The sequence below is a fragment of the Amphibiibacter pelophylacis genome, from assembly GCF_037688875.1.
Taxonomy (GTDB): Bacteria; Pseudomonadota; Gammaproteobacteria; order Burkholderiales; family Burkholderiaceae_C; genus Amphibiibacter; species Amphibiibacter pelophylacis.
In genome coordinates this window covers 147,038-162,944 of the sequence record NZ_JAWDIE010000005.1, presented here as the reverse complement: position 1 = coordinate 162,944, position 15,907 = coordinate 147,038, and the positions used below count along the sequence as shown (strand labels likewise).

At 63.9% G+C, this 15,907-nt stretch carries 11 protein-coding genes; 1 reads left to right on the top strand and 10 read right to left on the bottom strand.

The features are described 5' to 3' along the window. Positions 1-1,178 (top strand): MFS transporter (locus RV045_RS04845; RefSeq protein WP_423234635.1); only part of this gene is annotated, 1,178 nt, incomplete at its 5' end. 82 nt (positions 1,179-1,260) lie between these two features. Here the strand turns inward: RV045_RS04845 and RV045_RS04840 are convergent. The 10 genes from RV045_RS04840 to nuoF all read right to left on the bottom strand — a co-directional run bounded on the left by RV045_RS04840 (position 1,261) and on the right by nuoF (position 15,906). Continuing rightward, positions 1,261-4,491, bottom strand: a complete 3,231-nt coding sequence (locus RV045_RS04840) for a hypothetical protein (protein WP_423234634.1) — start codon at positions 4,489-4,491, stop codon at positions 1,261-1,263. Positions 4,492-4,628: 137 nt separating this feature from the next. Next, a complete protein-coding gene (gene nuoN / locus RV045_RS04835) occupies positions 4,629-6,134 on the bottom strand; it encodes an NADH-quinone oxidoreductase subunit NuoN (RefSeq protein ID WP_423234633.1) in 1,506 nt (501 codons plus the stop codon). Between the two features lie 43 nt (positions 6,135-6,177). Beyond that, a complete protein-coding gene (locus tag RV045_RS04830; protein WP_423234632.1) occupies positions 6,178-7,647 on the bottom strand; it encodes an NADH-quinone oxidoreductase subunit M in 1,470 nt (489 codons plus the stop codon). 60 nt (positions 7,648-7,707) lie between these two features. After that, positions 7,708-9,714 (bottom strand): NADH-quinone oxidoreductase subunit L, encoded by a 2,007-nt coding sequence (nuoL, locus tag RV045_RS04825; protein ID WP_423234631.1) that lies wholly within the window; start codon positions 9,712-9,714, stop codon positions 7,708-7,710. Between the two features lie 12 nt (positions 9,715-9,726). Beyond that, positions 9,727-10,035, bottom strand: coding sequence for an NADH-quinone oxidoreductase subunit NuoK (gene nuoK, locus RV045_RS04820; RefSeq protein ID WP_423234648.1), 309 nt, complete (start codon positions 10,033-10,035; stop codon positions 9,727-9,729). After that, on the bottom strand, positions 10,029-10,667 hold the full coding sequence (locus RV045_RS04815) for an NADH-quinone oxidoreductase subunit J (RefSeq protein ID WP_423234630.1): 639 nt from the start codon (positions 10,665-10,667) through the stop codon (positions 10,029-10,031). Before RV045_RS04815 ends, nuoK begins: the two co-directional genes overlap by 7 nt. 35 nt (positions 10,668-10,702) lie before the next feature. Continuing rightward, positions 10,703-11,194, bottom strand: coding sequence for an NADH-quinone oxidoreductase subunit NuoI (gene nuoI, locus RV045_RS04810; protein ID WP_423234647.1), 492 nt, complete (start codon positions 11,192-11,194; stop codon positions 10,703-10,705). An 8-nt stretch (positions 11,195-11,202) separates the two neighbouring features. Next, positions 11,203-12,267, bottom strand: a complete 1,065-nt coding sequence (gene nuoH / locus RV045_RS04805; RefSeq protein WP_423234629.1) for an NADH-quinone oxidoreductase subunit NuoH — start codon at positions 12,265-12,267, stop codon at positions 11,203-11,205. 41 nt (positions 12,268-12,308) lie between these two features. Further along, a complete protein-coding gene (gene nuoG / locus RV045_RS04800) occupies positions 12,309-14,543 on the bottom strand; it encodes an NADH-quinone oxidoreductase subunit NuoG (RefSeq protein ID WP_423234628.1) in 2,235 nt (744 codons plus the stop codon). 19 nt (positions 14,544-14,562) lie between these two features. Next, a complete protein-coding gene (gene nuoF / locus RV045_RS04795) occupies positions 14,563-15,906 on the bottom strand; it encodes an NADH-quinone oxidoreductase subunit NuoF (RefSeq protein WP_423234627.1) in 1,344 nt (447 codons plus the stop codon). Position 15,907 lies beyond the last annotated feature (1 nt).

Below are 15,907 nucleotides of genomic sequence, written 5' to 3'. Positions count from 1 at the left end.
TCTGGGCGACCCGCCTGGCGGGCACCACCGCCAACCAGATGCTGATGGTGGCCGTGGGCTGGCAGATGTACGACCTGACGTCCAGCGCCTGGGATCTGGGCCTGGTCGGGCTGTTCCAGTTCATGCCCGCGCTGCTGCTGACGCTGCTGGCCGGGCACGTCGCCGACCGCTTTCACCGGGGCCACATCGTGGCCGCGACGCTGGGCCTCCAGGGCGTGGTGGCCGCGCTGCTGGCGCTGGGCAGCGTCGAGGGCTGGATCAGCCGCGACTGGCTGCTGGGCGTGTCGGTGCTGCTGGGCGTGGCGCGCGCCTTTCAGATGCCCGCGCAGCAGGCGCTGACGCCCATGCTGGTGCCACCCGCCATGCTGCCGCGCGCGCTGGCCTTCAGCTCCACCGGCCAGGAAGCCGCCGTCATTGGCGGGCCGGCGCTGGGCGGGTTCATCTACGTAGCCGGGGCCAGCCACGTCTATCTGACCTGTCTGGGGCTTTTTGTGATCGGCAGCGCGCTGATTTACGGGCTGCACTACCCGCGCCTGGCCACGTCGCGCGAACCGCTGTCCTGGGGCACGGTGCTGGCCGGGGTGCACTTCATCTGGCGGCGCAAGCCGCTGCTGGGCGCGGTCTCGCTGGACCTGTTCGCGGTGCTGCTGGGCGGCGCGGTGGCGCTGCTGCCCATCTTCGCCAAAGACATCCTGCACACTGGCCCGGAAGGCCTGGGCGTGCTGCGCGCCGCGCCGTCGGTGGGTGCGCTGCTGATGTCGCTGGTGCTGACGCGCTGGACGCTGCGCCGCTGGCCCGGGCGCTGGTTGCTGGGCGCGGTGGGGGTGTTCGGCCTGAGCATGATTGTGTTCGGGCTGTCGACCTCGTTCTGGATCTCCCTGGGCGCGCTGGCGCTGTCGGGCGCGGCCGACATGGTCAACGTGGTGTTGCGCTCGTCGCTGGTCCAGCTGGAAACACCCAACGAGATGCGCGGGCGCGTCAGCGCCGTCAACTCTATTTTTATCGGCGCCAGCAACCAGCTGGGCGAGTTTGAATCGGGCTCGGCCGCTGCCCTGCTGGGCCCGGTGGTCGCCACGGTGGCGGGCGGCGTGGGCACGCTGTGCATCGCGCTGCTGTGGATTCGCCTCTTCCCCAGCCTGTGGCACCGCACCCGGCTGGAAGCGCCGCCCGAATCCTGATCGGCCGGATGTCATCGCCCGAAAAAAAGCGGCCGCCCCCTGCCAGAGCAAGGGGCGGCCGCTGGCCTTGAGGGCGGACCGATCAGCGCGGCAGCACCTGCAGCTGGCTGTTCAGGCCGTCGCTGAGCGACACCTCCCACTTGCCGCCCGCCGGCAGATCAGACGGCAGCGGAGTGCTGGCCTGGCCGCGTGTGGCGCGGGCCAGCAGGGCGGTGCGCTCACCGCTGGGGGCGATGTGCGTCAGCGCGGCCCAGGGCCAGCGGCGGCTGTCCCAGCTCAGGGCGATGCTGCTGCCGGCCACGCGCACCTGCGTGGCGATGGGGCCGCTGGTGGCCTGCGCGTTTACCGTGGCCGCCGCCTTGGGCGGCTGGGTGGCCAGCAGGTTGCCGCCGTAGATCACGTCCATGCGGGCGATGTCGTCCACACGCGGGATCGTCACGCCAAACATCATCGTCATCGTGGCGTCGTCGCCCAGCATGTCGGGCTGGAAGCGCTGCTCCAGCACGGCGCCGCTGCGCAGCTGCACGCGCAGGATGTAGTCGCCCTGATCGGGGCTGACACGTCCGGCCTGGAAGAGCTGCGTCGGGGCGAAGCTGACCACGCCCGCCGTGTCGATGCTGCCCGACACATACAGCACCGGATCGCCTGTGGTGACCGCCCCGGCATCGCCCTGGGCGACGTATTTCTGGCTGCTGTTCTTCTGGATGTAGTCGGCCGCTTTCTTGTAGCCGTACTCCGAGAACCACTTGCCGTTGCAGTAGCCCATGATGTCGGTGTTGCCGCCATCGCTGGCCAGCAGCGGGTTGGTGAAATCACCGGCGCTGCTGTCAAAAATGGGCGTGCTGCTCAGCAGGCCTTTGCTGGAGCCTGTCCAGGCTTCGCTGGCGTAGACCGGATCGCTGCCTGCCGTGCCGCAGGGCGCGTGGCCCAGGTTCAGGTTGTGGCCCACTTCGTGCAGGAAGGTGCGCTCGCCGGCAATGCCAACCGCCACCCCGGCGTTCCCGCCAACGTAACCCAGACCGGCCAGGTAAGAGCCGCCCCCCAGCGGCAGCCACTTGGGCATGAAGCCATACCAGTGACGCTTGCCGCCTTCGGCGATGCTCAGGCTGCGCAGTTCGCCCAGTGTGGCGTTAAACAGTTTGGCATCGTCGGCCTTCAGTTCTGAGGTGTAGACCCCGCGCGTGGCCATTTTCACCGTGGCGAAAGGCATGGTGCGCAGAATGGCGCGGCTGTACTCGGCGGTGTCGGGCAGCGTGGCCACGTCCGACTCCACCTTCACCGGCACCAGCAGCATGTTCATCACGCTCTTGTCGTTGACCTTGGGCGTGATGGTGCGCACCAGGCTGCCATCCCGGGAGGCGAGGGTGATCTGCATCCCCTTCTTCACCAGATCCAGCTGCGTGATCACCGCGTAGCAGGCCCCGGCCTTCGAGTAGATGTCGGGCGTGCTGTCGGAGCCCGGCACTGCGGTGGGGCAGACCATGGGCAGGGACTGCGTCGTGCTGCCGTCAGGCCCCGTGGCCGTCAGCGTCATGGCGGGCGGCGCCACCGGACTGGCCGTGGCCGATTTCAGGTAGACGCGCACCATCAGCTGGCGGCCCGGCACGATGACCTCGTAGGGGCTGCCCGGCTCCTGCGCGTAGATCTGGGTCAGATCCAGGCGCGACACGGCCACGGTTTCCGATGCCGGACGGGCATCCGACGAATTGGGGGTCGGCAGTGGGGCGATGGTCACGTTGTAGACCGCCGCCTTGCCGCCCGACGTGAACCCGTCAGTGTCCAAGGTCGCGCTGATCTGCGCGTTGCCAGGAGCGACCGGAACCAGCGCCCCATCGCCGCCCACCTTCACCACAGCGGGGTTGCTGCTGGCGTAAGCCCAGCCAGTGGCAGGCGGCGGCGACAGCACCGTGGTGCCCACACGCACTTCGGGGCTCTGCGGTGCGGCCTGGCTGACGCCCAGCGTGAACGGCAGGGTCAGGCTGGACTGCGGGTAAGACAGGGCGACGGTCGTCTGGCAGTTGATGCCCGCCTCGTTGACACCGCTGGTGGCGGTGCGCAGGCCCGGCGTGGTGACCACACAGCTCTGGCCGTTGACGGGCTGGCGCAGGATGCGCAGCGAGTAAGTGCTGCCAGCCGCCACCGCACCCAGCATGTTGCGGCCGTCGGTCAGGGTCAGGACTTCGTTGCGGTTGCCCAGCGTGACGCTGACCGACAGGTCGGCCCCGCTGCGCGTGGTGTCCAGGCCCGATACGGTGGCGCTCACCCGGTAAACCACCACGGTGCTGACCTTGAGCGGTGCGCTCTGCGGCGAGCAGCCCAGGCTGTTGCAGGCCTGGAGCGTGTAGCTGTAGCCGGTGCCGGATTCCAGGCCGGTGTCGGTGTAGGACGTGGCAGTCAGATCGCGGGCGACTTCAGCGCCATCGCGGCTGATGCGGTAGCTCTGCGCCCAGGCCACCGGGCGCCAGGTCAGGCCCAGGCTGTTGGCGTAGGCCTGACCCAGCACCGGGCTGGGTGCGGCGGGCACAGTGATCCTGGAACCTTGCGAGTTCACCGTGACAGACACCGGCGTGGTGCACACGTCCAGCGCGTTGCAGGCCTTGAGGCGGTAGGTGTAAGCCACCGAGGGATCCAGCCCGGTATCGACCACGCTGGTGCCGACAACTTTTTTCTGTCCGGGGAAATTCCCGCCAGAAATGACGTAATAACTGGCGCCTCGCACGGCGTTCCAGCGCAGGCGCAGGCTGCTGGCGCTGGCCACGGCCGCTTCGGCCAGCTCGGGCGAGCTGTCAGGCGTCACGTCGCGGCCGAGCGTGCTGGCCTGCACCGTGGTGTTGGTGGTGATGAGCGCGCCATCGTTCTTCAGGGCCTCGACCACATAGCGGTAGGTGCTGTTTTCGGCCAGCGGCTGATCCACACCATCGACACAGCTGGTTTCCGAGGTCTGGCAGATTTCCCTGCGCACCGGGGCCAAGGCCTCGGAAGACACATCGCCCCCTTCAACAAGGGCCGCGGCGTTGTCCAGCCGGTAGACGCGGTAGAGCGCACTGCCGGTGACAGGGGCCCAGCTCAGCGAAACGGTCTGGGCCGAGGGCGTGACATCGATGTTGCTGAGGCCATCCACCGGGGCGACGTTGCTGCCGCCCGACGTGTCGGCAGGAACCGTTGACGGGGTCGGCGGGGGTGAGGATGTCGGCGGGGTCGCGGTGGAACCTCCACCGCCGCCCCCGCAGGCCGACAGCACCAGCAACGCCATCAGGGAGAGGCCATGGGCGCGCAGCAGGCGCAACCGGGTCGTTTTTCCAGCTTGATCCATCATTCACTCCAGGCGCCCTCTGCACAGGCAAGGGCCAATGAATGGAGATCGGCGGATCAGGCCGTCACTTGAGGCTGAATGGGTCTGTTTACGTCTTTTGCAGGAAGAAAGTCGTGAATCAGTTCACGACTTTCCCCTCAGCCGGCCAGACCCAGCGCTGCGATGGCGCTGCGACTCATACCAATCAGCCAGCCGGGGAAAATGCCCATGGCGATCACCAGCACGCCATTGATGGCCAGCAGCGCACCGGGCAGACCCAGTGTGCCACTGGGGCAGACCGTGGCCGCACCTTCTGGCGGGGCGTCAAAGTACATGACCTTGATGACGCGCAGGTAATAAAAGGCCGCGACCAGAGACAGCAGCACGCCCACCACCGCCAGCGTCACGTACAGCGGATTGCCCGTGCTGACCAGCACCTGCAGCACCGACATCTTGGCGTAAAAACCCACCGTCGGCGGAATGCCCGCGAGGGACAGCAGGAAGAGAATCATCACAGCACCCAGCGCCGGGGAGCGCTTGAACAGGCCCGACAGATCGGCGATTTCTTCCGATTCGAACGATTCGCCCGACAGCCACAAAATCAGGCCAAAAGTACCCAGCGTCGTCATCACGTAGGCGACCAGGTAAAACAGGGCGGAACTGGCGCCCGCCGCAGCGAATTGCGTGCCCCCACCCACCACCATGGGAGTGAGGCCCAGCAGCATGAAGCCCATCTGACCGATGGTGGAGTAGGCCAGCATGCGCTTGAGATTGCTCTGCGCAATGGCGGCCACATTGCCAATGATCATGGACAGCACAGCCAGCACCATCATCATCTGCTGCCAGTGCTCGGCGTAGGCCATCAGGCCGCCCAGCAGCAGACGCACCGTGACCGCAAACGCAGCCAGCTTGGGCGCGGCCGCAATCATCAGGGTGATGCTGGTCGGCGCGCCGTGGTAAACGTCTGGCACCCACATGTGGAAGGGGGCAGCGCCCAGCTTGAAAGCCAGTCCCGCCACGATGAAGACCAGGCCCAGCGTCATCACGCCCGGATGCTGCACAGCACCGCCCTGCAGCGTCTGGAAGACCTGCTCGATGGACAGCGTCCCCGTGGCGCCGTAAATCATGGACATGCCATACAGCAGGAAGCCGCTGGCCATGGCACCCAGCACGAAGTACTTCATGGCGGCTTCGATGCTGCGGGCGTGGTCGCGGCGCAGCGCGGTCATCGCGTACAGCGAAAGGCTCATCAGCTCAAGGCCGACGTAAATCGTCAGGAAGTGGCTGGCCTGGACCATGACGCTCACGCCCAGCAGCGACAGCAGGCTCAGGGTGTAGAACTCGCCGGTGTACATCTCGCGCGTGGCGATGTAGCGGCGCGAATAGGCCAGCGTCACAAAGGTGGCGGCGCTGCCTGCAAAGGCCATGAAGTGGCCCAGCGTGTCCGACTGCACCAGGCCCTGCATGGCCGGATAGGCGTCCTTGCCCAGCATGCTCAGGTGCATCAGGCCGACCACCACCACCGTCGCCTGACTGAGCCAGTAGGTGTAGTGACGCTTGCCCTGCGGCAGGAAAAGGTCGTTGAGCAGGATCACACAGATCATCACCAGCAGGATGATCTCGGGGTAGACCCCCAGCCAGTTCAGAGGGAGCGGAGCATTCATGAGTGGCTATCGTCCGGAGTTAGTTCGCTGAAGGCCCAAAGGCTCAGAGTTTGGAGGTCGCGACATGCTTGAGCAGCTGGGCCACCGAGGGCTCCATCACGTCCGTGAAAGGTTTGGGGTACAGGCCCATGTAAAGCGTGGCCACCGCCAGCACCGCCAGAATGGCGAATTCACGGCCGTTGATGTCCACCAGCTCGCGCACATGCTTGTGCTTGACATCACCCAGGTAAACGCGCTTGTACATCCACAGGGAATAAGACGCGCCCAGAATCAGTGCCGTGGCAGCCAGCAGACCCAGCCAGAAGTTGTGCTGCACGCTGCCCAGAATCACCATCCATTCGCCGACGAAACCGGCGGTGGCGGGCAGCCCGCTGTTGGCCATCGAGAAGAAAAGCGCAAAAGCCGCAAATTTGGGCATCACATTAACGACACCCCCGTAATCGGCAATCTCGCGGGAATGCACGCGATCATAAAGCACGCCAATACAGAAGAACATCGCGGCCGACACAAAGCCGTGCGACACCATCTGCACAATACCGCCCGACACGCCCAGCGGATTGAATATGAAGAAACCCAAGGTCACAAAACCCATGTGCGCGACGGACGAATAAGCCACCAGCTTTTTCATATCCTTCTGCACAATCGCCACCAGGCCAATATAGATCACCGCGACGATGGACATCACAATAATCAGCGGCGCAAAGTGGTGGCTGGCGTCGGGTGCAATCGGCAGCGAGAACCGCAGGAAACCGTAAGCGCCCAGCTTGAGCATGATCGCCGCCAGCACCATGGAGCCACCCGTGGGCGCCTCGACGTGGGCATCGGGCAGCCAGGTGTGCACCGGCCACATCGGCACCTTCACGCTGAATGCCGCCAGGAAGGCAAAGAACAGCCAGCTTTGCGCCGACATGCCCAGCGGCAGACGGTGCCAGTCCAGAATCGAGAAACTGCCCGACTGCGTGTAGAGGTAAAGCAGGGCCACCAGCATCAGCAGAGAGCCCAGCAGCGTGTACAGAAAGAACTTGAAGGCCGCATACACCCGGCGCGGACCGCCCCACACCCCGATCAGGATGTACATGGGGATCAGCGTGGCTTCGAAAAACACGTAGAACAGAAGACCATCCAGCGCGCAGAACACGCCGATCATCAGGCCCGACAGCACAAGGAATGCGCCCATGTAAACGTGCACGCGATCCTGGATCACTTCCCAGCCCGCCGCGACGACCAGTATGGTGATAAAAGCCGTCAGCAGCACAAACCACATGGAAATGCCGTCTACTCCCAGGCTGTAGTAGATATTGAGTGGCGCAATCCAGACGGCCTGCTCAGTGAACTGCATGGCCGCACTGCTGGTATCAAAACCGGTATAGACCGGTATCGTCACCAGGAAAGCCACCACGGACCCGGCCAGCGCCAGCCAACGCGACGTGGAAGGACCCAGTCGCTGTCCCAGCACCAGCAGCAGCAGCCCGAAGACCACTGGCGTCCAAATCGACAAACTCAACAAACCCATGATGGATTCAACCTTGTAACAGGATATTCACAGGAACCCGGACCGCGTCCGGGCTCACGGTCAGAGGTAGGGCCACAGCTGCCAGGTCAGCAGCACCAGCACCGCCAGCGACATCACCCAGGCGTAGCGGTACAGACGGCCGTTTTGCGCCTGCTGCACCAGCAGGGAGAACAGACCCACTGTGCGGGCCGAACCGTTGACCAGCACGCCATCAATCAGGGCCGCATCGCCACCCTTCCAGAACGCCCGGCCGATGCCGCGCGCTCCCGCGGCGAGCACTTTCTCGTTGAAAGCGTCCAGGTAGTACTTGTTGTCCAGCAGCGTGTGCAGCCAGCGGAAGTTGTTGTAGATCGCTTTCGGAATCGACGGCTGCAGCATATAAAACCAGTAAGCCACGCCGACACCTGCCAGAGTCAACCAGAACGGCAGCGTGGTCACGCTGTGCAGGGCCATGGCCACCGGGCCGTGGAATTCTTCAGCCAGCGTGGCGAGCGCCGGATGGCGCGCGGCGTCAATACTGATCACGCCCTTGAAGAAATCGCTGTAGAGCATGCCGGAAATGGTCATAAAACCAATCAGCACCGACGGAATCGCCAACAGCACCAGCGGCAGCGTCACCACCCAGGGCGATTCGTGCGGTTTGGCGGCGTGGCCATGCCCGTGATCGTTGTGGTGATGGTCGTCATGCGGCGCCAGGTGATAACGCTCTTCGCCATGGAAGACCAGGAAATACATGCGGAAGGAATACAGCGCCGTGACAAATACGCTGGCTGTGACCGCAAAGCTGGCAAAGCCCGACCCTGGCAGCGTGGACAGGTGCACCGCTTCGATGATGCTGTCCTTGGAATAGAAACCCGACAGGAAGGGCACACCGATCAGGGCGAGCGACCCCACCAGCGACGTAATCCAGGTGATGGGCATGTATTTGCGCAGCCCCCCCATATAACGCATGTCCTGGTTGTGGTGCATGCCGATAATCACCGAGCCCGCCCCCAGGAAAAGCAGCGCCTTGAAGAACGCGTGCGTCATCAGGTGAAACACCGCCACCGGATAGGCCGAAGCGCCCAGCGCCACCGTCATATAACCGAGCTGCGACAGCGTGGAATAGGCCACCACACGCTTGATGTCGTTCTGGATCACGCCCAGGAAACCCATGAAGAGCGCGGTGATAGCGCCTATGATCATCATGAAGCTCAGGGCCGTATCACTCAGCTCAAACAGCGGCGACATGCGCGACACCATGAATATGCCCGCCGTGACCATGGTCGCCGCGTGAATCAGCGCCGAAATGGGCGTCGGGCCTTCCATGGAATCCGGCAGCCACACATGCAGCGGGAACTGCGCCGATTTGCCCATGGCACCCACAAACAGGCACAGGCAGGCGACAGTCAGCAACATCCATTCGGTGCCGGGGAAAATCAGTGTCGCCAGCTTGTCTTTTTGCGCAAAGATTTCCGAGTAATTCAGGCTGCCCGTGGCATACACCAGCAGGCCAATGCCCAGAATAAAACCGAAATCTCCCACCCGGTTCACCAGAAAGGCCTTCAGATTGGCGAAAATGGCGGTTTCCTTCTTATACCAGAAACCGATCAGCAGGTATGACACCAGACCCACCGCTTCCCAGCCAAAGAAAAGCTGCAGCAGGTTGTTGCTCATGACCAGCATAAGCATCGAGAAAGTGAACAGCGAGATGTAGGCGAAGAAACGCTGGTAGCCGTCATCCTCTTCCATATACCCGATGGTGTAGATGTGCACCATCAGCGACACGAAAGTCACCACGCACATCATCATAGCCGTCAGGCTATCGACCTGGAAGCCGACTTCCATGGTGATGCCGCCGACCTTCATCCATTCGTAAATGGTGCCGTTGAAACTCGCGCCCGCAAAGGCCACCTGTTTGAACACGTAGGCCGACGCCAGAAAAGACAATGCCACACCCAGTATGGTGATGCGATGGCTGGTGGTGCGGCCCAGGGTTTTACCGAAAAAGCCCGCCAGAATGGCCCCGGCCAGAGGCGCCAGAGCCACAAAGAGCAGCAGGCCCGGAGAGAGTTGTGCGTGATCCATGCTTGTGCCTGTTTAGCCCTTGAGGGAATCGAGCTCGCTGATGTCCACCGTCGAGCGGTTGCGGAACAGCACCACCAGAATCGCCAGACCGATGGCCGATTCCGCCGCCGCCACCGTGAGAATGAAAAACACGAACACCTGCCCCGCCATATCACCATTGAAATGCGAAAAGGCAATGAAATTCATGTTGACCGCCAGTAGCATCAGCTCGATGGCCATCAGCAGCACGATCAGGTTGCGGCGGTTCAGGAAAATACCAACGACCGACAGCGCAAACAGCGCCGCGCCCAGCGACAGGAAATGTCCCAAAGAAATCATGATGCTTTCCCTTGTGTGTCCGCAGCAACGCCCTCGGCCTCGACGACCTGCGGCGGCTGGATCTGGACCATTTTCAGGCGATCCGCCTTGCGCACGCGCACCTGCTGCGACGGATCCTGCCCTTTGGCGTCCTTGCGGCCGCGCAGCGTCAGGGCAATCGCGGCAATCATGGCGACCAGCAGCAGCACAGCTGCCAGTTCGAGCGGATACAGGTAATGCGTGTAAATGTGCATGCCCAGCAGCTGGGTATTGGGGATACTGGCCATGTCGGCATTCACCCCCGCTTGGGTGCTGAACCGGTAATTATTCATCAGCACCAGCGACATTTCCACCGCAATCACCACCCCGAGCACAACCGCCATGGGCAGATGTCTGACGAGACGGTTGGGTTCGGTGCTGGGTTTGAAGCTGAGCATCATCACCACGAACAGGAAAAGCACCATCACCGCGCCGACATACACCAGCACCAGGGTAATGGCCAGGAATTCAGCCTTGAGCATCATCCACAGGCAGGCGGCATTGAAAAAAGCCAGCACCAGGAAAAGCGCGGCGTGCACCGTGCTGCGCGCGGTGATCACCAGCGCGCCGGAGACCAGCAGCACCGTGGCAAACAGGTAGAAAAGAAAGGCGGTCATAAGGAACTCGTCTGGAGGGCTCGTGGGGGCCAGATTCAGCGGTAAGGCGCGTCGGCCGCCTTGCGCTGGGCAATCTCGCTTTCGTAGCGGTCACCCACCGCCAGCAGCATGTCCTTGGTGAAATACAGGTCGCCCCGCTTTTCGCCGTGGTACTCGAAAATATGGGTTTCGACAATGGAATCGACCGGGCAGCTTTCTTCGCAGAAACCACAGAAAATGCACTTGGTCAGATCAATGTCGTAGCGCGTCGTGCGGCGGCTGCCGTCATCGCGCTGGTCGGATTCGATGGTGATGGCCATGGCCGGGCAGACTGCTTCGCACAGTTTGCAGGCGATGCAGCGCTCTTCGCCATTGTCATAGCGACGCAGCGCATGCAGCCCGCGGAAACGCGGCGACTGCGGCGTTTTCTCCTCGGGAAACTGCACGGTGATATTGCGGCTGAGAAAATGCCGCCCCGTCAGGGCCATGCCCTTGAACAGCTCTATCAGGAAGAAGCTGTTGATAAAGTTTTTCAGTCCACCAGACATAGCTGACCTCAATTCCAGATCGACCACGGGGTCTGCATCCAGACACCAACCACCACAAGCCACACCAGCGTGACCGGGATGAAGATTTTCCAGCCCAGACGCATGATCTGGTCATAGCGGTAGCGCGGGAAGGTCGCGCGAACCCACAGGAAAAGCGTGACCACAATGAACACCTTGATGGCCAGCCAGATCCAGCCGGGTATCCAGGTGAAGGGCGCGAAATCGAAGGGGGACGCCCAGCCGCCGAAAAACATCAGCACGCACAGCATGGACACCAGAATCATGTTGGCGTATTCGGCCAGGAAGAACATGGCGAACGCCATGCCCGAGTATTCGATCATGTGACCGGCCACGATTTCCGATTCGCCTTCCACCACGTCAAAGGGGTGACGGTTGGTTTCGGCGAGACCCGAAATGAAATACACCACGCAGATCGGCAGCAGCGGCAGCCAGTTCCAGGACAGGAAAGACAGGCCATGCGCCGCAAACCAGCCCTGCTGCTGGCTGGACACGATGGTGCCCATATTCAGCGACCCGGTGACCATCAGCACCACCACAAAGCAGAAGCCCATGGCGATTTCGTAAGACACCATCTGCGCCGATGCGCGCAGTGCGCCCAGGAAAGCGTATTTCGAGTTGGATGCCCAGCCCGCAATGATCACGCCATACACCTCCAGCGAGGTGATCGCCATAATGAAGAGCAGACCGGCATTGACATTCGACAGCGCCACGTCCGGGCCAAACGGAATCACTGCCCAGGCCGCCAGCGCCGGCATGATGGTCATGACCGGGCCCAGAAAGAACAGGCCTTTGTTGGCGGCGGTGGGGCGGATGATTTCCTTGAAAATCAGCTTGACCGCGTCGGCGATGGGCGTAAGCAGACCAAACGGCCCCACGCGGTTGGGACCGGGGCGGATCTGCGTCATGCCGATGGCCTTGCGCTCCCAGAGCGTCAGGTAAGCCACGCTGATCAGCAGTGGCAGCAGCACACAGATGATCGTGATCAGCGCCCAGACCACCGGCCAGGCGGCGCCCAGCGTGTCTGTACCCCATTGTTGAACTGTATCCAGCATATGCCTGGTTCCTTGGCGTGTGTCGTTGTGGCGGCTGCGGGTCAGGCCGCCTGGGCTGGAGCAGCAGGCGCTGCCGGTGCGAGGACCCCCATCACCTGAACGGCCGAGCCAGAAGCCTGCCCGGTGATGTCAGCGCCCTGGGCGTTGCGGGTTTTCTGGAGCGATGCAGCGCGGCGCACCACCAGATCGCTCTGGTAGCTGGGCCAGTAGCGCAGGCCGGCGTCGCCGGTGGCCGACAGGGCCGCTTGGATGCTGGCCAGCGTCACGCTGGAGGCCGGCGCGTTGGAGAGCTGGCTGACTGCCGCTGCACCATCCGGACCGACACCGGCCTGCTGCAGGGCCTCGGTCGCGACCTCGCGGGCGCTGTCCTGGTCAAAACCGGGCAGATTCAGCAGGTTACCCAGCACGCGCAGCACCTTCCAGCCCGGGCGGGTTTCGCCCAGCGGCGGCACCACGCCCTGCGCGCTCTGCACGCGCCCTTCGGCGTTGACGTAGGTGCCCGCCGTCTCGGTATAGGGGGCAATCGGCAGCTGCACATCGGCAGATTCGGCGTTGGCGCTGGCAAAGGGCGACAGCGACACCACCAGCCCGGACTGGGCCAGCGCGGCGCGCGCGGCTTCGGCATCGCGGGCGTCCTGAACGCCGTCCACATTCAGCAGGAAGAGCGCCTTCATGGGCTGCGCCAGCATCTGCGCGGCACCCAGCGCGCCGTCGGCCTGCGCCGCTCCGACCCACTGCGCACCCACGCTGTTGCCCTGCGCGCCCAGCACGCCGCACGTGCCGCCCAGCAGGCGGGCAGCAGCATCGGCCAGCCATTGCAGTTCGCTGGCCTGCGGGTGCTGCTCGGCCTGGTTGCCCAGCAGCACGGTGTTCACGCCCGCGTCCAGCAGGCTCTGCGCCCAGGCGGTGTTGGCCGCGCTGGCGGTCACGCCCAAGTCGAGCGAATCGCCCTTGATCGTGGCCAGCGCCCCCACCAGGCCCGCCAGCGTGGCCAGCCAGCGGTCGGAGGAGACGATTTCGTCGTGCGCCAGCGGCATGGCCCAGTCCTGGGCGACGCTGTGCAGGCGGTGAATGGCCGCGCCGCTGCGGGCTGCAGCGCGCAGGCGGCTGGCGAAGAGCGGGTGCTCGCTGCGCAGGAAAGAGCCGATGACCAGCGCCCCCGGCACACGCGACAGCGCGGCAATGGGCTGACCCAGCCAGCGTGCGCCCTTGGGCGACACGTTGCGCGTGTCGGCGTGGCGGGTGCGGGTGCCGACGTGGCGGCTGCCCACGGCGTTGATGAGTTTTTTCAGCAGATACAGCTCTTCCAGCGTGCTGGTTTCGCTGGCGACAGCACCAATGCCGTCGGCACCGAACTCGGCCTTGACGCGCTGCACACCGTCCGCGACGTACTTCAGCGCCGTCGTCCAGTCCACCGACTGCCACTGGCCGCCCTGCTTGATGCGCGGTGCGGTCAGGCGATCACTGCCGTTGAGCGCTTCATAGCTGAAACGGTCGCGGTCGGAGATCCAGCATTCGTTGACGGCCTCGTTTTCCTGCGGCACCACGCGCAGCACGCGGTTGTTCTTGACCTGGACGACCAGGTTGGCGCCGGTGGAATCGTGCGGACTGACCGATTTGCGGCGAGACATTTCCCAGGTGCGGGCGCTGTAGCGGAAGGGCTTGCTGGTCAGTGCGCCGACGGGGCAGATGTCGATCATGTTGCCCGACAGCTCGGAATCCACGGTCTGGCCCACGAACGTGGTGATTTCGGCGTGCTCGCCGCGATGCAGCATGCCCAGCTCCATCACCCCGGCGATCTCCTGGCCGAAGCGCACGCAGCGTGTGCAGTGGATGCAGCGGCTCATTTCCTCCATGGAAATCAGCGGGCCGACGTTTTTGTGGAAGACCACGCGCTTTTCTTCCGCGTAGCGCGTGGCGCTGCCACCGTAGCCCACGGCCAGATCCTGCAGCTGGCACTCGCCGCCCTGATCGCAGATCGGGCAATCCAGCGGGTGGTTGATCAGCAGGAATTCCATCACCGATTTCTGCGCCGCCAGCGCTTTTTCGCTGTGGGTGCGCACGATCATGCCCTGCGTCACCGGCGTGGCGCAGGCGGGAACGGGTTTGGGCGCTTTTTCGACCTCGACCAGACACATGCGGCAATTGGCCGCAATGGACAGCTTCTTGTGATAGCAGAAGTGCGGCACATAGGTGCCCGCAGCCTCGGCGGCATGCATGACCATGCTGCCATCGGGAACGGTCACTTTCTGGCCGTTGAGTTCCAGTTCAACCATGGTTGTTGTCCATCCAGTCTCAGGCGGCAGCGCCGACGGGGCGCGCGGCCCGGATCTTGGCTTCGAATTCGGGGCGGAAATGCTTGATCATGCCGCGCACCGGCATGGCGGCGGCGTCGCCCAGGGCGCAGATCGTGCGGCCCATGATGTTGAGCGCGACGTTGTCCAGCATGTCGAGGTCTTCAGCGCGGCCTTCGCCGTTCTGGATGCGGCTGAGCATGCGCCACAGCCAGCCCGTGCCCTCGCGGCAGGGCGTGCACTGGCCGCAGGATTCGTGGGCGTAGAAGTAGGACAGGCGCAGCAGGCTCTCGACCATGCAGCGGGTTTCGTCCATGACGATCACGGCGCCCGAGCCCAGCATCGAGCCGGCTTTGGCGATGCTGTCGTAATCCATGGTGCAGGCCATCATGATGTCGGCTGGCAGCACGGGCGCTGACGATCCGCCCGGGATCACGGCCTTAAGCTTTTTGCCGCCCTTGACGCCACCCGCCAGCTCCAGCAGCGTGCTGAAGGGCGTGCCCATGGGCACTTCGTAGTTGCCGGGGCGCTCGACGTCGCCGACCATGGAGAAAATCTTGGTGCCGCCGTTGTTGGGCTTGCCGCACTCCAGGTAGGCCTGACCGCCGTTGCGCACGATCCAGGGCACCGCCGCGAAGGTTTCGGTGTTGTTGATCGTGGTCGGGCGTCCGTAGAGGCCAAAGCTGGCCGGGAACGGCGGCTTGAAGCGCGGCTGGCCTTTTTTGCCCTCCAGCGATTCCAGCAGCGCGGTTTCCTCGCCGCAGATGTAGGCGCCAAAGCCGTGGAAAGCGTGCAGCTGGAAGCTGTGGGCGCAGCCCAGGATGTTGTCGCCCAGATAACCGGCGGCGCGGGCCTGCTCCAGCGCTTCCTCGAAGCGGTCGTAAGCCTCGAAAATTTCGCCGTGGATGTAGTTGTAGCCCACGGTGATGCCCATGGCGAAGGCGGCAATGCACATGCCTTCGATCACGCTGTGCGGGTTGTACAGCAGGATGTCGCGGTCCTTGCAGGTGCCGGGTTCGCCCTCGTCCGAGTTACATACCAGGTACTTCTGGCCGGGCAGGCCGCGCGGCATGAAGCTCCACTTCAGGCCGGTCGGGAAGCCCGCGCCGCCGCGTCCACGCAGCGACGAGGTCTTGATCTCGGCGATCAGCTGGTCCTGCGTCCAGGGCTCGCCGCCGTCCTTGCCCAAAATTTTCTTCAGGGCCGCGTAACCGCCGCGTGCTTCGTAAGACGCCAGATCCCAGTTGCTGCCGTCCAGGCCCGCGTAAATCTGCGGCTGGATGTGGCGGCCGTGGAAGCAGGTGGCGTCGCCTTGGGTTTGGAATTCGCTCAGATCGAGTTGCACC